General features: G+C 72.1%; 19 protein-coding genes and 1 pseudogene. 10 read left to right on the plus strand and 10 right to left on the minus strand.

The genetic code is table 11. The annotated features are described in order from the left end of the window. The 4 genes and pseudogenes from HUW36_RS34385 to HUW36_RS07055 form a co-directional block, all read left to right on the plus strand. Nucleotides 1–428 (plus strand): annotated as a pseudogene (locus HUW36_RS34385) (hypothetical protein); the annotation flags it as partial. A gap of 177 nt (nt 429–605) precedes the next feature. Beyond that, nucleotides 606–1,559, plus strand: a complete 954-nt coding sequence (trxB, locus tag HUW36_RS07045; RefSeq protein ID WP_091567702.1) for a thioredoxin-disulfide reductase — start codon at nt 606–608, stop codon at nt 1,557–1,559. Nucleotides 1,560–1,587: 28 nt separating this feature from the next. Next, a complete protein-coding gene (gene trxA / locus HUW36_RS07050; protein WP_091567699.1) occupies nt 1,588–1,911 on the plus strand; it encodes a thioredoxin in 324 nt (107 codons plus the stop codon). Nucleotides 1,912–2,076: 165 nt separating this feature from the next. Beyond that, nucleotides 2,077–3,240 carry an N-acetylmuramoyl-L-alanine amidase gene (locus HUW36_RS07055; protein ID WP_174527377.1) on the plus strand — a complete coding sequence of 388 codons (1,164 nt, stop codon included), beginning with the start codon at nt 2,077–2,079 and terminating at the stop codon, nt 3,238–3,240. A 4-nt stretch (nt 3,241–3,244) separates the two neighbouring features. Here the strand turns inward: HUW36_RS07055 and HUW36_RS07060 are convergent, their stop codons facing one another. Beyond that, nucleotides 3,245–3,910: a GNAT family N-acetyltransferase gene (locus HUW36_RS07060; protein ID WP_174527378.1), complete on the minus strand. Its 666-nt coding sequence runs from the start codon at nt 3,908–3,910 to the stop codon at nt 3,245–3,247. A gap of 293 nt (nt 3,911–4,203) precedes the next feature. On the opposite strand from HUW36_RS07060, the gene HUW36_RS07065 reads away from it, so the two are divergent. Together HUW36_RS07065 and HUW36_RS07070 are read left to right on the plus strand one after the other, a co-directional pair. Continuing rightward, nucleotides 4,204–5,517 (plus strand): aminotransferase-like domain-containing protein, encoded by a 1,314-nt coding sequence (locus HUW36_RS07065; protein WP_174527379.1) that lies wholly within the window; start codon nt 4,204–4,206, stop codon nt 5,515–5,517. A 7-nt stretch (nt 5,518–5,524) separates the two neighbouring features. After that, nucleotides 5,525–6,520: a D-alanine--D-alanine ligase family protein gene (locus HUW36_RS07070; protein ID WP_174527380.1), complete on the plus strand. Its 996-nt coding sequence runs from the start codon at nt 5,525–5,527 to the stop codon at nt 6,518–6,520. 6 nt (nt 6,521–6,526) lie between these two features. Here HUW36_RS07070 and HUW36_RS07075 read toward each other — a convergent pair whose 3' ends face one another. The 9 genes from HUW36_RS07075 to rpmH form a co-directional block, all read right to left on the minus strand. After that, the gene (locus tag HUW36_RS07075) at nt 6,527–7,435 is read right to left on the minus strand and encodes a hypothetical protein (RefSeq protein WP_246247939.1); all 909 of its coding nucleotides are present in this window, start codon (nt 7,433–7,435) and stop codon (nt 6,527–6,529) included. A 1,650-nt stretch (nt 7,436–9,085) separates the two neighbouring features. Further along, nucleotides 9,086–10,111, minus strand: coding sequence for a ParB/RepB/Spo0J family partition protein (locus tag HUW36_RS07080; protein WP_174527381.1), 1,026 nt, complete (start codon nt 10,109–10,111; stop codon nt 9,086–9,088). Nucleotides 10,112–10,138: 27 nt separating this feature from the next. Next, on the minus strand, nt 10,139–11,485 hold the full coding sequence (locus tag HUW36_RS34845; RefSeq protein WP_281357497.1) for a ParA family protein: 1,347 nt from the start codon (nt 11,483–11,485) through the stop codon (nt 10,139–10,141). 244 nt (nt 11,486–11,729) lie between these two features. Beyond that, nucleotides 11,730–12,443 (minus strand): 16S rRNA (guanine(527)-N(7))-methyltransferase RsmG, encoded by a 714-nt coding sequence (gene rsmG, locus HUW36_RS07090; protein ID WP_425487220.1) that lies wholly within the window; start codon nt 12,441–12,443, stop codon nt 11,730–11,732. Between the two features lie 391 nt (nt 12,444–12,834). Then, nucleotides 12,835–13,413, minus strand: coding sequence for a Jag family protein (locus HUW36_RS07095; protein ID WP_174527383.1), 579 nt, complete (start codon nt 13,411–13,413; stop codon nt 12,835–12,837). Between the two features lie 214 nt (nt 13,414–13,627). Further along, complete coding sequence (gene yidC / locus HUW36_RS07100) at nt 13,628–14,614, minus strand: membrane protein insertase YidC (protein ID WP_174527384.1); 987 nt, start codon at nt 14,612–14,614, stop codon at nt 13,628–13,630. A gap of 3 nt (nt 14,615–14,617) precedes the next feature. Next, nucleotides 14,618–14,857, minus strand: a complete 240-nt coding sequence (gene yidD, locus HUW36_RS07105; protein ID WP_091567651.1) for a membrane protein insertion efficiency factor YidD — start codon at nt 14,855–14,857, stop codon at nt 14,618–14,620. A 41-nt stretch (nt 14,858–14,898) separates the two neighbouring features. Beyond that, nucleotides 14,899–15,312, minus strand: coding sequence for a ribonuclease P protein component (rnpA, locus tag HUW36_RS07110; RefSeq protein ID WP_174527385.1), 414 nt, complete (start codon nt 15,310–15,312; stop codon nt 14,899–14,901). Between the two features lie 34 nt (nt 15,313–15,346). Continuing rightward, nucleotides 15,347–15,484, minus strand: coding sequence for a 50S ribosomal protein L34 (gene rpmH / locus HUW36_RS07115; protein ID WP_074478258.1), 138 nt, complete (start codon nt 15,482–15,484; stop codon nt 15,347–15,349). Nucleotides 15,485–16,060: 576 nt separating this feature from the next. Here rpmH and dnaA point away from each other — a divergent pair. The 4 genes from dnaA (at nt 16,061) to recF (ending at nt 21,862) form a co-directional block, all read left to right on the plus strand. After that, the gene (gene dnaA / locus HUW36_RS07120) at nt 16,061–17,869 is read left to right on the plus strand and encodes a chromosomal replication initiator protein DnaA (protein ID WP_174527386.1); all 1,809 of its coding nucleotides are present in this window, start codon (nt 16,061–16,063) and stop codon (nt 17,867–17,869) included. A 795-nt stretch (nt 17,870–18,664) separates the two neighbouring features. Further along, the gene (gene dnaN, locus HUW36_RS07125; protein ID WP_174527387.1) at nt 18,665–19,798 is read left to right on the plus strand and encodes a DNA polymerase III subunit beta; all 1,134 of its coding nucleotides are present in this window, start codon (nt 18,665–18,667) and stop codon (nt 19,796–19,798) included. A gap of 40 nt (nt 19,799–19,838) precedes the next feature. Continuing rightward, nucleotides 19,839–20,711: a phosphogluconate dehydrogenase (NAD(+)-dependent, decarboxylating) gene (gnd, locus tag HUW36_RS07130; RefSeq protein ID WP_174527388.1), complete on the plus strand. Its 873-nt coding sequence runs from the start codon at nt 19,839–19,841 to the stop codon at nt 20,709–20,711. Between the two features lie 17 nt (nt 20,712–20,728). After that, nucleotides 20,729–21,862, plus strand: coding sequence for a DNA replication/repair protein RecF (recF, locus tag HUW36_RS07135; RefSeq protein WP_174527389.1), 1,134 nt, complete (start codon nt 20,729–20,731; stop codon nt 21,860–21,862). Nucleotides 21,863–22,004: the final 142 nt, after the last annotated feature.

The following is a 22,004-nucleotide window of genomic DNA, read 5'->3' on the forward strand; positions in this document are numbered from 1 at the left end:
CGACCGGGCCGGCGCTGCGCAGCGGCACGGACTGGACCCCGGAACGCCTCGCCGGCAGTCGGGCCGGCGCCGCGGCCGCCCCCTCCGCCAAGTCGATGCGACCGGACATGGCCGGTCCGTCGGGCGCGGCGGAGGGCGGCCGGGAGACGCCGTTCGCCTCGGACAAGAACCGCCTCGGCGCCGTCGGAGGGCTGGACCGGCTCGCCCGTCCCGAGGCGCTGGACGCCTGCCTGACCGCGATCGGTGCCGAACACGGCGCCACGCCCCTCGCCGTCGACGTGGTCGACTACGCCCGCTTCCAGGGCGCACCGGCGCTGGTGGTGACGTTCGCCGACGCCGACGGCACCCGATGGGGGTGGGTGAGCGGCCCGGAATGCGGCGTACCCGGGTCCGGCGCGGACACCCGCTTCCGTACGCGGGTAGGGTGAAACCGCGGTCACCGGGCCTGTCCCGCCACGTGACGTGACCCACCGGATGACCGGCTCGGGAATCCCCGCTTCGTACGATGGCGTTCTGCAAGTCATGCGCCGGCGTCGCTGAGCCGTCGGCACTAGGGATCGACATCGGTGCGCGCCGGTGACGAACACACACATCGGGAGACGGCAGTGGACGAGGTCCGCAACCTGATCATCATCGGCTCCGGGCCGGCCGGTTACACCGCGGCGGTCTACGCCGCACGTGCCAACCTCAAGCCGCTGGTGATCGAGGGCGTGCAGTCCGGTGGCGCGCTGATGACCACCACCGAAGTGGAGAACTTCCCCGGCTTCGCCGACGGCATCCTCGGCCCCGAGCTGATGGACAACATGCGCAAGCAGGCCGAGCGGTTCGGCGCCGAGTTCCTCACCGACGACGTGACGCGGGTCGAGCTGAAGGACACCGGCGAGATCGGTTCCGACGCGGTGAGCACCGTCTGGGTCGGCGAGACCGCCTACCGGGCCCGGGCCGTCATCCTCTCCACCGGCTCGGCGTGGCGTCCGCTGGGCGTGCCGGGCGAGCAGGAGTACCTGGGCCACGGTGTCTCGTCCTGTGCCACCTGTGACGGCTTCTTCTTCCGCAACCAGCACATCGTGGTGGTCGGCGGCGGCGACTCGGCCATGGAGGAGGCGAGCTTCCTCACCCGTTTCGCCGAGTCGGTGACGATCCTGCACCGCCGCGACTCGTTCCGCGCCAGCAAGATCATGGCCGAGCGCGCGCTGGGCAACGAGAAGATCAAGGTCGAGTGGAACACCACCGTCGAGGAGATCCTCGGCGAGGACGGCAAGGTCAGCGGCGTACGGGTGCGCAACGTGCACACCGGCGAGAGCAAGGTGCTCGACGTGACGGGCGTCTTCGTGGCGATCGGTCACGACCCGCGCAGCGAGCTGTTCCGCGGCCAGGTCGAGATGGACGACGAGGGTTACGTGAAGGTCCAGGCGCCGAGCACCCGCACGAACGTGCCGGGCGTGTTCGCCGCCGGCGACCTGGTCGACCACACCTACCGGCAGGCCATCACGGCCGCCGGCACCGGGTGCGCCGCCGCGCTGGACGCCGAGCGCTTCATCGCCACCCTGCAGGGCTGAGAATTTTCACGAGGAGGAGGGGTTCATAGTGGGAGCCACCAAGGCGGTCACGGACGCGAGCTTCGCGAGCGACGTGCTGAAGTCCGACAAGCCGGTTCTGGTCGACTTCTGGGCGGAGTGGTGCGGTCCGTGCCGCAAGGTCTCGCCGCTGCTGGAGGAGATCGCGGGCGAGATGGCTGACCAGGTCACCATCGTCAAGCTCAACATCGACGAGAACCCCGAGACGGCGCGCACCTACCGGGTGATGTCCGTGCCGACGCTGACCATCTTCAAGAACGGCGAGCCGGTCCAGTCGATCGCCGGTGCCAAGCCCAAGGGTGAGCTGGTCCGACTCATCGAGTCGGCGCTCTGACCCGACCCGACGCTGCCGGAAGCCCCGTCACCCCACCCGGGTGCCGGGGCTTCCGGCTTTCCTGACCTGCGCGAACACGAACCCGGAGGGTAACGGATCACGGTACGCTCCGTAAGCGTCCGTCGGAGTTCCCGGTCCGCCAACGTCCGTGCAGAGGGGGTCGTCGTGCGTCCGATCCGACCCGGTGACCGGGGCCCCGCGGTGGCCGAGATCCGCACCGTCCTCGCCGGTCTGGAACTGCTCCCGGCGGACGGCCCGGGCCACGACGACTACGACACCGAGACGGAACGCGCCGTCCGTGCCTTCCAGCAGTCCCGCGGCCTCAGCGTGGACGGGCGGGTGGGCGCGGAGACCTGGCGGGCGCTGGACGCGGCCCGCTGGCGGTTCGGCGCCCGCGCCCTCTACCACGCCGTGCCCGAGCCGCTGACCGGCGAAGACGTCCGGTCGCTCCAGGAACGCCTGCTGGAGATGGGATACGACGTGGGCCGGGCCGACGCCATCTACGGCATCCGCACCTCCCGGGCGGTGGCCCAGTTCCAGCGCGAGATGGGGCTGAAGCCGGACGGCTCGTGCGGCCCACACACCGTCAACGCGCTGCGCCGCCTCGGCCGCAAGGTCGTCGGCGGGCGCCCTCAGTGGCTGCGCGAGTCCGACGCCATCCGGCAGGCCGGGCCGACCCTCGTCGGCCGGACCGTGGTCATCGACCCGGGACACGGCGGCACCGACCCCGGCGTGGTGGTGCCGGACGGCACGCTGCGCTGGACCGAGGCGGACCTGGTGCACGACCTGGCCAGTCGCCTGGAGGGGCGGCTCGCCGCCGCCGGCGTACGGGTGCAGTTGACCCGTGGGCCGTCACCGGCGACCTGCCTGCCCGACGCGGACCGCGCCCAGCTGGCCAACTCCCTCGGCGCCGACGTGTTCATCTCGCTGCACGTCGACGGGCACGCCAACCCGGAGGCCGACGGCGTCGCGACCTACCACTACGGCACCGACAACGGCGTCACCTCGGCCACCGGGGAGCGCCTGGCCGGGCTGGTGCAGCGGGAGATCGTGGCCCGCACCGGGCTGCGCGACTGCCGCACCCACGCCAAGGCGTGGGAGCTGCTGCGCCTCACCCGGATGCCGGCGGTCCGCGTCGAGGTGGGCTACCTGACCTCGCCGGACGACCTGGGCCGGCTGGTCGACCCCCGCTTCCGGGACCGGGTCGTCGAGGCGATCGTGGCCGGCGTGCAGCGGATGTATCTGCCGATCGAGCGGGACGTGCCGACCGGCTCGATCGACGTGAGCGAGCTGCGGGCGATCGTGGCCGCCGGCACGGTGGTCGACTGAGGCGTCAGCTCGTCGAGCGGGTGGCCGGCGCCGGCCGCACCGGCCGCAGCAGCGTCTCCGGGCTCATCGACCCGAGCAGCTTCTCCAGCGCGTACTCGACGTCGGACTTCCAGCTCAGCGCCGTCCGCAGCTCCAGCCGCAGCCGGGGATAGCGCGGGTGGGGACGGACGGTCTTGAAGCCCACCGAGAGGAAGAAGTCGGCGGGCGCGAGGCAGGCCCGGTTCGGGCTGTCCGCGTCGTCGCCGAACTTGGCGTCACCGAACGCCTCGATCGCCTTGATGCCGCGCTTGGTGAGGTCGCGGGCCACGCCCTGGACGAGCATCCGGCCCAGCCCGCCGTCGGCGAAGGCGGGCACCACGTGCGCCGTCATCAGCAGCGCCGCGTCCGCCGAGACCGGCGAGGTGGGAAACGCCATCGAGCGCGGAACGTACGCGGGTGGGGCGTACATGACGAAACCGGCGGGCATGCCGTCGACGTAGACCAGCTTGCCGCAGGAGCCCCACTCCAGCAGCGTCTGGGAGACCCACGCCTCCTTCTCCAGGCCCGGGTCGCCGGCCTTGCAGGCCCGCTCGGCGGAAACCGGATCCAGCTCCCAGTAGACGCACCGCCGGCAGGATCGGGGAAGGTCCTCCAGGGTGTCCAGGGTCAGGCTGACCAGACGTCGCGACATGAGCGCACCCCACCAACAGTCTCGGAGCGTCGGCCTGCGTGATGTCCCGCAGCCTTCCTGCCCCCGACGAGCGATCGTACGCCGCCGCACGCCGGTACGGGAGAGGACGCGCGAACCCCCACCCGGGCGGCGGACCCCGAGGTCCGGGATGTGGACGTGTCCACACGGTGGGTTCCCTGGTGGTCACCAGGGACTACGATCGACCAACCGGCCGCGTGCGCCGCCAATGGATGCCGGCATCGCGGGTACCACACCGGGCGGCAGCCCCGCCGACACCCGATCGAGGTGATGTCATGACCGGCACGACGCTCGACGACTACACCGACCGGTACGCCCGGCGCGTCCGGGGAATGACCGCCTCGGAGATCCGGGCACTGTTCGCGGTCGCCAGCCGCCCGGAGGTCGTCTCGCTCGCCGGTGGGGCTCCCTACATCGCGGCGCTGCCGCTGGACGCGGTCGGCGAGATGCTCGGCCGGCTCGGCGCGGAGCACGGCGCCACCACCCTCCAGTACGGCATCGGCCAGGGCACCCCGGAACTGCGCGAGCGGATCTGCGAGGTGATGTCCCTGTCCGGGATCGACGCCTCCTGCGGCGCCTCTCCGGAGGACGTGGTGGTGACCGTCGGCGGTCAGCAGGCGCTCGACCTGGTGGCCCGCCTCTTCCTGGACCCGGGTGACGTGGTGCTCGCCGAGGGCCCGACGTACGTCGGCGCACTCGGGGTGTTCCAGGCCGCCCAGGCCCAGGTGGCCCACGTGCCGATGGATGACGACGGGCTCATCCCGGAGGCGCTGGAGGTGGCCATCGCCGACCTGGCCCGGGCCGGCCGACGAGTGAAGTTCCTCTACACCATCCCGACCTACCAGAACCCCACCGGCGTGACCCTGAGCGAGGAGCGGCGCGAGCGGGTGCTCGACATCTGCGAGCGCGCCGGGCTGCTCGTGGTGGAGGACGACCCGTACGGTCAGCTCGGTTTCTCCGGTGAGGCGCCCCGGCCGCTGCGGGCCCGGCGGCGCGACGGGGTCTTCTACCTGAGCACGTTCTCCAAGACGTTCGCGCCCGGCCTGCGGGTGGGCTGGATCCTCGCTCCGCACGCGGTCCGCGACAAGCTGGTCATCGCCAGCGAGGCGCAGATCCTCTGCCCCAGCGGCTACGCCCAGGCGGCCGTCTCGACCTACCTGGGCACGATGCCCTGGCGGCAGCAGCTCAAGGTCTACCGCGAGGTCTACCGCGAGCGCCGGGACGCGCTGCTCGACGCGATGGCCGACCTGATGCCCGAGGGCACCACCTGGACCACGCCGGCCGGTGGCCTGTTCGTCTGGGCGACCCTCCCCGAGGGCCTCGACTCCAAGGCGATGATGCCGCGTGCCGTGGCCGCACGCGTCGCGTACGTGCCGGGTACCGGCTTCTACGCGGACGGCACGGGTGCCGGGAACATGCGGCTCAACTTCTCCTTCCCGTCGCCGGAGCGGATCCGGGAGGGCGTCCGCCGGCTGTCCGGCGTGATGGAGCAGGAGATCGCGATGCGGAAGGTCTTCGGTGCGGTCGGCGGCGCCGGCCCGCGCCGACGCTGGGGCGGCTCGGACGCGCCCGGCCCCGACTTGGCATGATTCCCGCATGGCCGACAGCCCTGCCGCACCGACTCCCGTGACCGGACCCACCTCCGACGAGCTGCGGGTGCTGGTGCTCGCCGGCGGACTCTCCTACGAGCGGGACGTCTCCTTGCGGTCGGGCCGCCGGGTGCTCGACGCGCTGCGCGCGGTCGGCGTGGAGGCGGAACTACGGGACGCCGACGTCGCGCTGCTGCCCGCCCTGACCGCCGACCCGCCGGACGCGGTGGTGATCGCCCTGCACGGCGCCACCGGCGAGGACGGCTCGTTGCGCGGCGTCCTCGACCTCTGCGACGTGCCCTACGTCGGCTGCGACGCCCGCTCCTCCCGGCTCGCCTGGGACAAGCCGTCGGCCAAGGCCGTGCTGCGCGAGGCGGGCATTCCCACGCCCGACTGGGTGGCCCTGCCGCACGACCGGTTCTCCGAGTTGGGCGCGGTGGCGGTCCTGGACCGGATCGTCGACCGCCTCGGGCTGCCGCTGATGGTCAAGCCGGCGCAGGGCGGGTCGGGCCTGGGCGCCGCCGTGGTCCGGGAGGCCGCGTCGCTGCCGGCCGCGATGGTCGGCTGTTTCGCGTACGACCAGACGGCGCTGGTGGAGCGCTACGTACCCGGCATGGACGTCGCGGTCTCCGTGCTCGACCTGGGTGAGGGGCCGCGTGCCCTGCCCCCGGTGGAGATCGTGCCCCGCAACGGCGTCTACGACTACGCCGCCCGCTACACGGCGGGGCGTACCACGTGGCACGCTCCCGCCCGACTCGACGCCGCGACCACCGCGCAGGTGACCGAGGTGGCGCTCGCCGCGCACACCGCACTCGGTCTGCGTGACCTCTCGCGGGTCGACCTGATCGTCGACGCGGAGGGCCGGCCGCACGTGCTGGAGGTCAACGTGTCGCCGGGCATGACCGAGACGTCGTTGCTGCCGCTGGCCATCCAGGCGGCCGGGCTCGACTTCGGCCGGGTACTCGGCACGCTGGTGAGCCGGGCCGCCGCCCGCCGCCGCTGACCCGACTCAGCCGGCCGTACGCTCCGACGCCGCCCGCCCGCCGTTTCCGGAGAGCCGCCCGGCCTCGTCCGTGACGACGCTTCCGGCGGCGTTCTCGGGCTCGTCGCCCGCATCGGCGTCGCCGCTCCCGCGTTCCTCGTGGCCTTCGGCGTCGACGGGCCGTCCGCCCTCCACGGCATCGGCGGGTCCGTCGTCCGTCTCCGTGGCGTCCGTCTCCTCGGGCTCCTCCACCGCCTCCGACTCCGGGATCTCGTCCGCGGCCTCGATCACCGACGCGGACTCCTCCTCGGTCTCCTCCGGCGCGCTGGCGGGCGACGGTGAGAGGGTGGACGGCGCCTCCCACCGGATGCGCGGCGGCTCCGCGAGCGGACGGCCACCGAACTCGGCGAGCCACGCGGCGACCATGGCGAGGTTCTCCCGCCACTGCTCCTCGGAGATCGGCGGCAGGATCGAGTCCCACAGGGACAGGAACGTGCCCCGCAGTTGCAGCCGCCCGTACGGCCGGGCCAGGAACCACATGTGCAGGTGCGCCGAGCCGTCGCCCCACCGGTTGACGTGCACCCGGGCGACCCCGTCCAGTGAGCGGACGGCCCGCTCCAGGCGGACGGTCATCACACCCAGCTCGGCGGCGAGCAGGTTCGGCAGGTCGCCCAGGTCGAGGTGGGACCGGGACTCCAGGATCAGCACCATCGGCAACCCGGTGGGCCGGTCCATGGCGCGCACCCGCCACCGCTCACCGACCCAGATGTACGCCTCGTCGGGCGCGTTGCAGGCGGTGCACTCGCGGTCGGCCTCCCCGCGGCGGGGAGGCTCGACCGCTACGGGATCGTCGAGCTGCTTGACGCGGAGATCGCCTTCGAAGGGGAAGGAGGGCCACTGGGTGAAGTCCGGGACTGAGGGAGGGGTGTCCTGCACGACGCTGACCCTAACCGAGTTGGGGACGCCTGTCCCTACCCGTTTCCGTCCGGCAGCCGGTGGGCCGACGACGATCCACAGCGCTTGTCCACTGCGTTGTCCACAGGGTGGCGAGATCACCACCACACACCGTCATCCACAGCTCAGCAACGGTTTCCGCGTCGTGTTTCACGTGAAACGAGACGAGCCTGTGGACAACCGCTGTGGATAACTGAGGGAGATCGTTCCGATCTCCGGCCCTCCCTTCTCAACGAGCGACGCATCGATCCGTGCCGGGTCGTCGGCGCGGAAACGGGGGCGGGCGCGACTCGGGCGGTCCCGGTGTCCCGCCGTCGGTGATCGCCGCTCGCGGAGTCGGTTGCACGTGAAACCGGCTTGGTCGCTGATCTTGTCTGTCCGTGTGGATCGCACGCCGCGATCTTCCACCGGGCGTGGATCTCCCCCCAACGGAGCCGGTGTTCGGCGGCGAGTGCCGTTTCACGTGAAACGGCGGCCTGAGGGCCTCAGGAAGGTCGTCTCGGCGCGGCAGCCTCTCCCGGCCTACAGCCCGGCGATCTCGCCCGCCAGCTGACGGCTCAGCGGGCTGGAAATGAAGGCAACAGGACCGGCGGATGTGTCTACGGCGGCAACGACTGACGACAGTCGGCGGTGCTGGCCGATGACAGCCGGCGCCCGACCGGTGGTGGCGCGTGGTGGCCGATCCCGTGGTGGCGGGGCCGGGCGGTCGGGTCAAGGACAACCGGGTCGGTGGCGGTCGGGTCGAAGACGGTCGTGCGGGTCGCGGTCGCACCGGAGATCGTCTTGCCGATCGCGGTCGCGCCGAGGACCGGTCGCGCCGAGGACCGGTCGTGCCAGTCGCGCTCGTGCCAGTCGCGCTCGCGCCAGTCGCGCTCGTGCCCGCGACGGTCGTGCCAGGAGTGGTCGTGCCGGTAACCGTGGTGCCCGCGGCCATCGTGCCGGTAATCCTCGTGCCTGCCCCGGTCGTGCCTGTCCCGGTCGTGCCCGCGGCGGTCGCGCCAGTCGCGTCGTTGATCAAGGAGTTAGTGTCGGCGCCGGGGCGGAACCGGACGCAAACTCCTTGATCGATGTTGAGGCGGCTTGTCGACCGCAGGGGCAGCAGGCACGGGGCGCACCGGATCACGTGGAAGGCCCCGGCGGACGGTACGCCCCGCCCGCGGGAGGGGGCACCCCACGCCCCGTGGCTCCGGCGGGCGCCGACGAGGGTAGTGACACCGCCCCGGGTCTCGGATGGATACACCTCGCCTGCGCCTCGGATGAACCCGCCGCTCGCCGCCGACGACACCCGTTCAGTCGTCGCGTGCCGTCGCGGTCGCACCGGTCGCCAGGGCATCGTGCGGGTGGTCGGGGACCTCACCGGCTGGGGCCCGGGCGACGGCTGGCCGATGCGGTCGCTTCACCTGCGCCTCCGGCGGCCCGCGTTTCACGTCCGAGGGGCGGCCGTTTCACGTGAAACCGTCCATCGGCACCCAGGTCCGGGGGTACGCCGTGCACCTGACCGCCGTACCCGAGACGATCGCCGGAGACGGAGGCCCGAGGGAGGCGGACCGGCGCACCGGAGGCCCCTGCCCGAACGTTCCCGGCCGCACCCCCTCACGGGCGGTGCGGCCGGGAACGCCTCAGGGCCGGAACTCAGTCGCCGGGTTGCTCTTCCTGGCCCACGCCGATGATGCCGACGATCCGCTCCAGATCGTCGACGGTCGCGAACTCAATCGTGATCTTGCCCTTGCTGCGGCCGATGTCGACCTTCACCCGGGTGTCGAACCGGTCCGAGAGGCGGTCGGCGAGATCGGAGAGCGCCGGGGCGTGCGGCTTGGTCCGCCGCTTCGCCGCCGGCGCCTTCGCCGGTCCGTCCGCGAGCGCCAGCGCCACCAGTTCCTCGGTGCCGCGCACGGAGATGCCCTCGGCGACGATCCGGGTGGCGAGATGCTCCTGGGCCTCGGCGTCCTCCAGGCTGAGCAGCGCCCGGGCGTGACCCGCCGAGAGCACGCCCGCGGCAACCCTCCGCTGCACGGCGGCCGGCAGGTTCATCAGCCGGATCGTGTTGGAGATCTGCGGACGGCTGCGGCCGATCCGCCGGGCCAGTTCCTCGTGGGTGGCGCCGAACTCCTCCAGCAGTTGCTGGTACGCGGCCGCCTCTTCGAGCGGGTTCAGGTTCGCGCGGTGGATGTTCTCCAGAAGCGCGTCCCGGAGCATCGCGTCGTCCTTGGTCTCCCGGACGATCGCCGGGATGTTCTCCCGGCCGACCGCCTGGGCGGCGCGCCAGCGCCGCTCGCCCATGACGAGTTCGTACTTGTCCGGGTCGAGCTGCCGCACGACGATCGGCTGGAGGAAGCCGACCTCCTGGATCGAGGTCTTCAGCTCCTCCAGCGCGTCCTCGTCGAACACATGCCGTGGCTGCTTCGGGTTGGGGACGATCGAGTCGACCGGGATCTCGGCGAAGCGGGCACCCGGAACCGGGCTCAGCTGAGGCTCCGGCTCGGCGGCGGGAGACGTGGTCCCGCCGCTCCCTCCGGTCATGGCTGCCGTTCCGGTGGCGGGGGCCACCGGCGCGGGGGCCACCGCCGGCGATTCGCCGCCTTCCGGGGTGGCTACCGGCCCGGTGGGGATGAGGGCGCCGAGCCCTCGGCCCAGACCGCCGCGGGGACGGTTCTTCATGCGACGCCTCCCAGCGACATCTCCGCACTACGCATTCCGGCTCACCGGCTCCTTGACGCCTCGCTCGGCGATTTCCTGGGCGGCCTCGAAGTAGCTCGTGGCCCCCCGCGATCCGGGATCGTAGGTCATCACCGACTGGCCGTAGCTCGGCGCCTCGGAGACGCGCACGTTCCGGGGGATGACGGCCTGAAGCACCTTGTCGCCGAAGTGGTTCCGGACGTCCTGCTCCACCGCGTCGGCCAGCCGGGTACGCCGGTCGTACATGGTCAGCAGGATGGTGGAGACCTCGAGCTGCGGGTTCAGGTGCTGGCGTACCAGGTTGATGTTGTTGATGAGCTGGTTGAGCCCTTCCAGCGCGTAGTACTCGCACTGAATGGGGATCAGCACCTCCTGCGCGGCCACCAGCGCGTTGACCGTCAGCAGGCCGAGCGAGGGCGGGCAGTCGATGAAGACGTAGTCGAAGTGGCCGGGGTACGCGGCGATGGCCCGCGCCAGGCGGGACTCGCGGGCGACGACCGACACCAGCTCGATCTCGGCACCCGCCAGGTCTATGGTGGCCGGCACGCACCACAGGTTGGGGATGCCTTCCACCGCCTGGGCCACCTCCTCCAGCGGCACGCTGTCGATGAGGCAGTCGTAGACGTCCGGCACGCCCGTGTGGTGGGGCACGTTGAGACCGGTGGACGCGTTGCCCTGCGGGTCGAGGTCGACCACGAGCACCCGGTTCCCGTGCAGCGCGAGCGCCACCGCCAAGTTCACGGTGGTGGTGGTCTTACCCACGCCACCCTTCTGGTTGGCGACGCACATCACCCGGGTCCGGTCGGGGCGCGGCATGGTGACCTCGCCACTGGGATTCAGGATCTGCACGGCGCGCATCGCCTCCATAGCCAACGGTGGGTCATCCTCTTCGCGCGTCGGGGTTTCACGTGAAACGTACGTGGTGGCTCCGGTCTCGTCCCCGTACCCCGCAGCCGGTGGCGTGTCGGCCGGCGCGGCCGACACCGGGGCGGTGTCCGGGGTGGGCTGGTGCGGTACGGCGGACACCGGCGGTTGGGGCTCGAACCGTCCCGGCACCACCGCGTTCGCCCGGGCGACCGCCGGACGCGGGGTCGGTGCGTTCACCGGGCCCTCGCTCGGATCCAGCGGGTCGCGGGCCGGCGGCACGTTGGCCGGCACGGACGACACCGGGCGTACGGCGCCGGCGCCAGTGGCGTCCCGTCGCGGCGTCGGGTCGACGGGACGATGCGGTGCCGCGTCCTGGGGATCGCCCACCACCCACTCCTGGTAGCTGGTTTCACGTGAAACGGGATCGCCGGTGGGTCCCCCGTCGGGCCCGGTCAGCCGTGGGTCGTCATACCTGCCGTCGTCATGCACCTGTCATCCCTACCCGCTCCGGATGGTCGGTCCGCACCCGTCAATCAGGCCTCGCGCTTCGCGCGACGTCACCGGCCCGGTGGGAGCAGTCGGGTCGGGTGCCGCCCGGCACCGCCACTCCACACTATCGACGCGCGGTCAGCCTACGGCCGACGGGCGCGGCGGGTCCACGTCGGGTTGCGATCGATCAGGTCACGCCCACCCGGTCCAACGACCGGGCGGGCGCCGGGAAAGCTGAGCCGGGTCAGCGATCCCGGTTGCGACCACCGCGGTTGCGACCACCGCGCGACCGCTTCGGCTTCTTCGCGCGCGGCGGGTTGACCACGCGCTCCCGGACCACCTCGACCACGATCGTCGCCGGCTCGACCACGCCGGTGCCGCATCTGTGGAGTTCGGGCGTCCCGCCGCCCAGGCGGACCACCGCCTCGGTGTGCTCGGAGATCTCGTCCGCCGCCGAGGCGCCCTTGAGCGCCAGGAGCCGACCACCCGGCACCGTCAACGGCAGGCACCAGGCGGCGAGCCGGTCCAGCGCGGCGACCGCGCGGGCGGTGACGATGTCGGCGGCCAACGGATCCCGGTCCCGCGACCCGGCCGCCGCCTCCTCGGCCCGTCCCCGGAACACCCGAACGGACCGGGTGAGGCCGAGCCGCTGCACCGCCTCGATCAGGAACGACACCCGCCGGGCGAGCGGTTCGACCAGAGTGACGGTGAGGTCGGGACGCGCGATGGCCAGCACCAGACCCGGCAACCCGGCCCCGGAGCCGACGTCGATCACGCTGGCTCCCTCCGGGATCCGTTCCGCCACGACCGCACAGTTGAGCAGGTGCCGCTCCCACAGCCGGGGCGCCTCGCGCGGGCCGATCAGACCACGCACCACCCCCTCCGTGGCCAGCAGCTCGGCATACGCCGCGGCGAGGTCGAGACGCTCGCCGAAGAGCGCCCGGGCCGCCTCCGCCAGCTCGGGTGGCAGGGTGGCCGCCGCCGGGTCGGGCGCGGACTCGACGGGGACGGCGTCCGCACCGTCCACCGGGGACTCCGCGGGATCGGCGAAGACCGGGCCGACCGGACCGGACGGGGGTTCCGCTGCCGCGTCGACAGGCGGTTCGCCGGAGAAGGCCGGCGTCACGTCGGCCGCGGGATCGGTGGCCACGGCGTCGCTCGTCTCCGCCGGCCCACCGGAGAAGGTGGGCTCGACCGGCGCGGCGGGCGGGTACGCCGCGTCGGCCGACCGGTCCCCGTCGGAGAAGACCGGATCGGCGCTGGGGTCGGGCCGCGCAGCGGACGGCCCGGGCGGCGTACCGCCCGGGCCGGCCACGGCGTCAGCCGTCGTGTCGTCGGAGACCACTGCCTCAGTCCGCCACCGGCCGGACGACGATGCGCCGGTTCGGCTCGACACCCTCGGACTCGCTCTCCACGCCGGTCATCGCGTTCACCACGTCGTGGACGCACTTGCGCTCGAACGCGGACATCGGCTCCAGGCGCACCGACTCGCCGTGCTCCTTGACCTTCTCGACCGCGTTCTTGGCCACCGCGGCCAGCTCCTTGCGCCGGGCGGCGCGGTAGCCGCCGACGTCGAGCAGCAGTCGGCTCGGCGTACCGGTCTGCCGGAACACCGCCAGGCGGGTCAGCTCCTGGAGCGCCTCGAGAGTGGCACCGCGCTGGCCGACCAGGTTCTGCAGGCGGCCACCGACCACCTCGACGACCGGGCGGCCACCGGAGACCAGCTCGTCGATGTCGCCGTCGTAGTCGAGGATGTCCAGCAGGCCCTCGACGTAGTCGGCGGCGATCTCGCTCTGTCGGAACAGGTCGCTGTCGGCCGGGGACTTCTTCTCCCGGGTCTCCGCCGCGCCCTCCTCGGTCTCGGTGGCGGCCGCGGGGGCCTCCTCGTCCAGGGACTGGTCGGCGCTGGGGATGCTGGTGTCGGTCACGGTCTCATCTCCGTACTCGCTCGGCCGGACCGTCGGGGTCCGCTGGTCTCCCGGGGGCCGGCGGGAGGTTCGCCGGGTGCCCTCGGGCACGTCTGTACGGGCCAGTTTCGCCCGCGGCCGCGCGGCGCGCGGCGGTTCCGTCCCGGCGCCGACCCCTCGGTGGCAGCTCGGTGACCGGACGGGCCACCGCCGGGTGGCGGTGGCCCGGTGGGGCTCAGCCCTGACGCTTGGCGGGCCGGCCGGCGCCCTTCTTCGGGTTGACCGGCTTGGCGCCCGGCTTCGGACCGGCCACCTTCGGCGCGGCGGCCGGCGCCTTGGCCGCGGGCTGGACGGTCTTGCGGCCGAGCAGACCACCGGTCTTGGCCGGCTGAACGGGGCCCTTGCCCGGGCTGGCGTTCTTCTTCGGCGGCACCAGCGGCGGGAACTTCCGCAGCACCCACTGCTGCTGGCCCAGCGTGAACAGGTTGTTGGTGACCCAGTAGATGATCACGCCGATCGGGAAGATCGCGCCCGAGACCAGTAGGGACAGCGGGATGCCGTAGAGCATCAGGCGCTGCACCATCCGCTGCTGCGGGTCCTCGGCCCAGCCGGTCTTGAGGATCATCTGCCGGCTGGTCAGGTAGGTAGTGGTGATCATGATGAGCACCAGGATGCCGGCGACCACCTTGACCGTGCCGGTGTTCGCACCGAGCCGGGACAGCTCCTCGGCGGTCGAGCCGAACTTCCCGGAGATCGGGGCGGTGAAGAGGCTCGCGTTGGACGCGCTGTTGAACTGCTCGACGGTCCAGCCGTACAGGGTCTTGCCCGGGTTGTCGGGGTTGAGCCGCTTCAGCGTGTGGAACAGGCCCAGGAAGACCGGGATCTGGAGGAACATCGGAAGGCAGCCCATCAGCGGGTTGGCCTTTTCCTTCCGATAGAGCTCCATCATCTCCTTCTGGAGCGTCTCCCGGTCACCCTTGTGCTTCTCCTGGAGCTCCTTCACCTTGGGCTGGAGCGCCTGCATGGCACGCTGCGACTTGATCTGCTTGACGAAGACCGGGAACAGGATCACCCGGACCGTCACCACGAGGAAGATGATGGCGAGGATCCAGGCCCAGTTCGTGCCGATCACCGCGCCGACGGGCACCCCGATGGCGTCCCAGGCCGAGTGCCAGGTCAGCAGGATCCACGAGATCGCGTAGTAGATCCAGTCGAGACTCAATTCTCAGGCTCCAGTCACGTCGGCACGGCGGCGATCGCCCGGCTCCGGCACCGGGTCGTGACCACCTGGGTGAAAGGGGTGGCAGCGCGACAGCCGCCGGACCGTCAGCCAGGCCCCCCGCAGCGCACCGTGCCGGGACACCGCCTCCACGGCATAGGCACTGCACGACGGGTAGAACCGGCAGCGGGCCGGCAGTGCCGGACTTATCCACCGACGGTACGCGATGATGGGCGCCAGCAGCATGCGGGCACCGGTAGTCGGCGACGAGGTCGGGGGAGCGCCGGTCACCGCGACCGCCGTCCCCGGGGCGACCGCGCGGCGGCGAGGGCGGCGTCCAGGTCGGCCCCGAGCCGGGCGTACGTGGCGTCGGCGGCCGAGGGCAGGGCGCGTACCACCAGGGTGGTGCCGGCGGGCAGCTCGGTCAGACGTTCCCGGACCAGGTGCCGGAGCCGGCGGCGAACCGTGTTGCGGACCACCGCGCCGCCGACGGCCTTGGACACGACGAAGCCGGCGCGGCGGGGTGCGGAGATCTCCGCACCGCTGCTCCGCGCCGGCTCCGGCGAGGTGGTCCCGGTGGGGCCGGTCGGCTCGGGAAGGGTCAGGTGGACCACGACGGCGCCACGGCCGACGCGTCGGCCACCGCGAACCGCTGCGGCGAAGTCGCTACTGCGCCGCAGTCGCTGCGCGGCGGTCAGCACGACTGCCCACGTCCCCGGACCGGACCGGTCGGCCTCAGGCCGACAGGCGGGTGCGGCCCTTGGCGCGACGGGTCGAGATGATGGCGCGGCCGGCACGGGTGCGCATGCGCAGCCGGAAGCCGTGGGTCTTCGCGCGCCGGCGGTTGTTCGGCTGGTAGGTGCGCTTGCTCACGTCAGGCTCTCCGTTGTCGTACGCCCCGCGCGGCGGATCGCCCGGGGTCGTGTGCTGGTCCAGATCACCTCGGCGGTGACCTCCGATCGGCGCTGCCCGGTGACGCGACCCCCGGTGGTGCGAGGGGACCGCCACGGACAGCAAGCATCCATCACCCTAGCAGAGGGCGAGAGAGCAGCCGCTCCAGCCTACGCAGGGGCGCAATGACCGTCAAACGTCACACTCGGGCTCCGACCTGCGCCGGGATGGCGACCGAAGGGGCGGTTTTCACTGATGTTGCCAAGGCCGCCCGGGTGTCGGCGGTTGATGGTGTGGGGTCCCCGCTGTTAGCGTGCGCGATTGCGGTCGGCGTCGGGGGTCCGAGTTTGTCGCCGACCGGCAAGACCGGACAAGCTGTTGAATCGTTCGGCACGGTGAACCCGCTTCAGCGCCTCCGCGAATCAGGGGGGCAGGTCCGACCCGCGTCCGGTGGGCGGCCACAATCGGTCGGTACACACAGGCTGTGGATAACTTGTGGATGACGACCGGTCAGCCGTCCGGGCGGGCGTGAGGATCAGGCGAGGGGGTGGCACGACGGTGACCGGAGCGAACGACCTCGCCGCGGTGTGGACGGCGACCACCGAGGAACTCGCCGACGAGATCATCTCCGCGCAGCAGCGGGCGTACCTCCGGCTCACCCGGCTCCGGGCGATCGTCGAGGACACCGCACTGCTCTCCGTTCCGGACGCCTTCACCCGGGACGTGATCGAGTCCCGTCTCCGCCCCGCCATCACGGAGGCGTTGAGCCGTCGACTCGGCCGGCCGATCCAGGTGGCGGTCACGGTGCGGGTCGCCGAAGACCCGGCCGGACGTCCGGCCGGCACCGTGTACCGCAGCGCTCCGGAGCCGCTCACCGAGCCGGACGCCCCCGCGGGCCTGCTTCCCGGTTTCGAGCAGCCGACCGCACCGGCCTTCCCCGCGCCCCGCCAGGAGCCCGGGTACGCCGAGACGCGGCCGGAGCTGCCGGGGGACGAGCCCGCCCCCCGGCAGCGGACCGCCGACGGCGGGCGACCCCAGCTGATCCCGGCCGGCCGCGACGGGCAGGACACGTTGTTCGGCGCCGCGTTCGCCGAGCCGCTGCGGGCCGCGCCGGAACGCCGCTCCTACGACGAGCGTCCCCGCGTCGAGCCGGCCGCCCCCGACGCCGGCGGGTACGAGCCCCGCTACCGGGAGGCCCCCGGACCTGTCGACTCCCCCCCGATGCGTGGCCTGCCCCGCGACGGCGCGACGGACAACGGTCCGGGTCGCGGCGGCGCCGACCACCACCGCCCCGGCGGCCAGGCCGACCGGCGGCTGCCCGGTGGCGCGGAGAGCGGCGGCAACCGGCTCAACCCGAAGTACATGTTCGAGACGTTCGTCATCGGCTCGTCGAACCGGTTCGCCCACGCGGCGAGCGTGGCGGTGGCCGAGTCGCCGGCCAAGGCGTACAACCCGCTGTTCATCTACGGCCACTCCGGGCTGGGCAAGACCCACCTGCTGCACGCCATCGGGCACTACGCCACCACGTTGGGCAACGCCCGCTCGGTCCGGTACGTCTCGACCGAGGAGTTCACCAACGACTTCATCAACTCGCTGCGCGACGACAAGACCAGCGCGTTCCAGCGCCGCTACCGGGACGTGGACATCCTCCTGATCGACGACATCCAGTTCCTGGAGAACCGGGAGCGCACGCAGGAGGAGTTCTTCCACACCTTCAACACGCTGCACAACGCCAACAAGCAGATCGTGATCACCTCCGACCGGTCGCCACGCCAGCTCGCCACGCTGGAGGACCGGATGCGGACCCGGTTCGAGTGGGGGCTGCTGGCCGACATCCAGCCGCCGGACCTGGAGACGCGGATCGCGATCCTGCAGAAGAAGGCGGCGCAGGAGCGGATGTACGCCCCGCCGGACGTGCTGGAGTTCATCGCGTCCCGGGTGTCGAACTCGATCCGGGAACTGGAGGGCGCGCTGATCCGGGTCACCGCGTTCGCCAGCCTCACCCGATCCTCGGTCGAGCTGTCGCTGGCCGAGGAGGTGCTGCGGGACTTCATGCCGGACGGCGCCGGGCCGGAGATCAACGCCGACCAGATCATGGCGTCCACCTCCGAGTACTTCGGGGTGAGCCTGGAGGACCTGCGGGGCCACTCCCGGTCCCGGGTGCTCGTCAACGCCCGGCAGGTGGCCATGTACCTGTGCCGTGAGCTGACCGACCTGTCGCTGCCGCGGATCGGCCAGGCGTTCGGGGGACGGGACCACACCACGGTCATGCACGCCGATCGCAAGATCCGTCAGCAGATGGCGGAGCGGCGCTCGCTCTACAACCAGATCGCCGAGCTGACCAACCGCATCAAGCAGAACACCTGACCTCCCCCACCCCAGGCGCACCGCACCACCGAGCCCGACCGGCACCTCCGGTCGGGCTTCTCCGTTCCGAGGGTCGGAGAAGTTCGGGACCGGAGGCCGCCGGGATTGACCCTCGACCCTGTGGAGGGATCAGGATCGGCGTCGTGCTTGTCCACATGTCGTGCCGGTTGTCCACACCCCCTGTGTCACAGGCGGTGGAAAACCACCCTGTGCACTTGGCCGGTTACCCACAGACTGTGGACAACTCCTGGGGACGACGCTGTGGACGCCTGGGGACGACGGCTCCGTTGTCCACCGACGACGGTCCGCCTGTGGGCGGCCTGTTGAAGGTTCTGGGGATGACGCCGGTCGACCGGGTCGGCGGTGTCCACAGCCTTGGGGAGAAACCCGGTGGATTACCGGTGGACAACCGGTGGACAGCCGTGGAAAACCCGGCAGCCGGCGACGGCTGTGGACCGCAACACGGGTTGTACCCCTGGTTCTCCACAGCGAAACCACCTGTAGATAACCTGTCTGACCTGCGCGGACGCGGGTTCTCCACAGTTTGCACAGGTGCGATGAAGACGATGAGTTATCTCTTCTAAACAACAAAAACCAATCATCACCGTTGGACTTCCTGTGGATCGGGCCGGAGCACTGCCGCCGGCAGTCGCCCGGGCACCTGGATCCACGGGGTCGGGCGCACAGCCGATGCCCACGCGCCCTAAGGTGCGATGGGTACCCGCACGGTCGGGCGGGACGGGTGGCAGCGGTCGGCATGAGAGAGTTGTCGCTGACGTCGACGCGGAGGCATTGATGAAGTTCCGAGTGGAGCGCGACGCGCTCGCCGAGGCGGTCGCGTGGACCGCCAAGAGCCTGCCCAACCGACCCTCCGTACCGGTGCTGGCCGGGGTGATGCTCCGGGTGACCGACGGCAACCTCCAGGTCTCCGGCTTCGACTACGAGGTCTCCAGCCAGGTGACCGTCGAGGTGCAGGGTGACGCGGACGGCGCCGCCCTCGTCTCCGGTCGACTGCTCGCCGAGATCACCAAGGCCCTGCCGGCCAAGCCGGTGGACATCGCCGCCGTCGGCGCCCACCTGGAGCTGGTCTGCGGCAGCGCCCGGTTCACCCTGCCGACCATGCCGGTGGAGGACTACCCGACCCTGCCGGAGATGCCGGAGAGCGCCGGCACCGTCGACGCCGCCGCCTTCGCCGCCGCGGTGGCCCAGGTCGCCGTGGCCGCCGGCCGCGACGAGACGCTGCCGATGATGACCGGGGTCCGGATCGAGCTGTCCGGCGGCACCATGGCGATGCTCGCCACCGACCGCTACCGCCTCGCGCTGCGCGAGATGGAGTGGAACCCGGACGACCCGGAGATCAGCCTCAACGCGCTGGTTCCGGCCCGCACGCTGCACGACACCGCCAAGGCGCTCGGCCCGCTCGGCGGGCACGTCACCATGGCGCTCTCCGCCGGCGGCGCCGGCGAGGGCATGATCGGCTTCTCCGGCGGCACCCGCCGGACCACCAGCCGGCTGCTCGACGGCGCCAACTACCCGCCGGTGCGGTCGCTGTTCCCGGCCGACCACAACGCCGAGGCCCGGGTACCGGTCGCCACCCTCATCGAGGTGGTCAAGCGGGTCGCGCTGGTCGCCGAGCGCACCACCCCGGTGCTGCTCAGCTTCAGCTCCGACGGGCTCGTGGTGGAGGCCGGCGGTACCGAGGAGGCCCGGGCCAGCGAGGCCATGGAGGCCACCTTCAGCGGCGACCCGCTCACCATCGGCTTCAACCCGCAGTACCTGATCGACGGCCTGAACAACCTGGGCGCCCAGCACGCCCTGCTGCGGTTCGTCGACGCGTTCAAGCCCGCGGTCATTTCCCCGGCCGGCGAGGATGGCGAGGTCATCCCGGGGTACCGGTACCTCATCATGCCGATCCGCGTGTCCCGCTGATCGCAGGCAGCACGACCCTGACGTACGGAGGTAGGAGCAGATGCAGCTCGGCCTGGTAGGACTCGGCCGGATGGGCGGCAACATGCGCGAACGGTTGCGCGCCGCCGGGCACGAGGTGGTCGGCTTCGACCGCAACCCGGAGCTCAGCGATGCCGCGAGCCTCGCGGAGCTGGCCGAGAAGCTCGACTCGCCGCGTGCGATCTGGGTGATGGTCCCCGCCGGCGTCACCGACGCCACCATCGACGAACTCGCCGACGTGCTCGGCGAGGGCGACATCATTATCGACGGCGGCAACTCCCGGTTCAGCGACGACGCCCCGCGCGCGGAGCGGCTGAACGAGCAGGGCATCGGCTACGTCGACGTGGGCGTCTCCGGGGGCGTCTGGGGCCGGCAGAACGGCTACGGCCTGATGGTCGGCGGCGCCCAGGAGCACGTCGAGCGGCTCATGCCGATCTTCGAGGCGCTCAAGCCCGAGGGCGAGTTCGGTTTCGTGCACGCCGGTCCGGTCGGTGCCGGCCACTACGCCAAGATGGTGCACAACGGCATCGAGTACGGCCTGATGCACGCCTACGCCGAGGGCTACGAGCTGCTCAGCGCCTCCGAGCTGGTGACCAACGTCCCCGGCGTGTTCAAGTCCTGGCGGGAGGGCACGGTCGTCCGGTCCTGGCTGCTCGACCTGCTCGACCGGGCGCTCGACGAGGACCCGGAGCTGGCCGAGCTGAGCGGCTACACCGAGGACACCGGCGAGGGCCGGTGGACGGTCGACGAGGCGGTCCGGCTGGCCGTCCCGCTCAACGTCATCACCGCCTCGTTGTTCGCCCGGTTCGCGTCGCGGCAGGACGACTCGCCCGCCATGAAGGCCGTCGCCGCGCTGCGCCAGCAGTTCGGCGGTCACGCCGTCCACAAGCGCTGACCGGAATCCACGCACCTGTGTACGTCCGCCGGCTCGAACTGGTCGACTTCCGCTCCTACGAGCGGGTCGGCGTCGACCTGGAGCCGGGTCCGAACGTGCTCGTCGGCGCCAACGGCGTCGGCAAGACCAACCTGGTCGAGGCGCTGGGTTACGTGGCGACCCTGGACTCGCACCGGGTCGCCACGGACGCCCCGCTGGTACGCATGGGCGCCACCTCGGCGGTGATCCGCTGCGCGGTGGTGCACGACGGCCGGGAGCTGCTCGTCGAGCTGGAGATCGTCCCGGGCAAGGCCAACCGGGCCCGGCTCGGTCGCTCCCCGGCCCGCCGCGCCCGGGACGTGCTGGGCGCGCTGCGCCTGGTGCTCTTCGCGCCGGAGGATCTGGAGCTGGTCCGCGGTGACCCGGCCGAACGTCGCCGGTACCTGGACGACCTCCTGGTCACCCGGCAACCCCGCTACGCCGGGGTACGCGCCGACTACGAGCGGGTGGTCAAGCAACGCAACGCGCTGCTGCGGACGTCGTACCTGGCCCGCAAGACCGGCGGCACGCGTGGCGGCGACCTGTCCACCCTCGCCGTGTGGGACGCCCACCTGGCGCAGCACGGAGCCGATCTCCTCGCCGGTCGGCTGGAGCTGGTCGCCGCGCTCGCCCCGCACGTGGCCAAGGCGTACGACGCGGTGGCCGCCGGCCGGGGCGCGGCCGGGATCGCGTACCGGCCGTCGGTCGAGCTGCCCGAGCCGACGGCCGACCGGGCGGTGCTGGCCGAGGCGCTCGGCGCCGCGCTCGCCGCGAACCGGTCCGCCGAGATCGAGCGCGGCACCACGCTCGTCGGCCCGCACCGCGACGACCTGGCCCTCACCCTGGGCCCGCTGCCGGCCAAGGGGTACGCCAGCCACGGCGAGTCCTGGTCGTACGCGCTGGCGTTGCGGCTGGCCGGCTACGACCTGCTGCGGGCGGACGGGATCGAGCCGGTGCTGGTGCTGGACGACGTCTTCGCCGAGCTGGACGCCGGCCGGCGGGAACGGCTGGCCGAGCTGGTCGGCGGCGCCAGCCAGCTCCTGGTGACCTGTGCCGTGGACGACGACGTGCCGGCCACGCTGCGTGGCGCCCGCTACGCGGTCGCGGAGGGGACGGTGCGACGTGTCGGATGACGAGGTGCGGCTCCCGCCGGCCCGGCTGGGGCCGGGACGCGACGCGCGTACCCCCGGAAAGACGGCGGACGGTGAGCCGGCCGCGGAGCTGCCGGAGGGCGCGACCGGGCCGGAGCTGGCCCGGGCGGTGCTGGACGCGGCG

The sequence above is a fragment of the Micromonospora maritima genome, assembly GCF_902825405.1.
GTDB classification, from domain to species: Bacteria; Actinomycetota; Actinomycetes; order Mycobacteriales; family Micromonosporaceae; genus Micromonospora; species Micromonospora maritima.

Coding starts and splice junctions, on each gene's coding strand:
- HUW36_RS07080 (WP_174527381.1), bottom strand. CDS start 10,111: ATGAAGAACCGTCCCCGCGGCGGTCTGGGCCGAGGGCTCGGCGCCCTC.
- dnaN (WP_174527387.1), top strand. CDS start 18,665: ATGAAGTTCCGAGTGGAGCGCGACGCGCTCGCCGAGGCGGTCGCGTGG.
- yidD (WP_091567651.1), bottom strand. CDS start 14,857: ATGCTGCTGGCGCCCATCATCGCGTACCGTCGGTGGATAAGTCCGGCA.
- HUW36_RS07060 (WP_174527378.1), bottom strand. CDS start 3,910: ATGTCGCGACGTCTGGTCAGCCTGACCCTGGACACCCTGGAGGACCTT.
- gnd (WP_174527388.1), top strand. CDS start 19,839: ATGCAGCTCGGCCTGGTAGGACTCGGCCGGATGGGCGGCAACATGCGC.
- HUW36_RS07065 (WP_174527379.1), top strand. CDS start 4,204: ATGACCGGCACGACGCTCGACGACTACACCGACCGGTACGCCCGGCGC.
- HUW36_RS07070 (WP_174527380.1), top strand. CDS start 5,525: ATGGCCGACAGCCCTGCCGCACCGACTCCCGTGACCGGACCCACCTCC.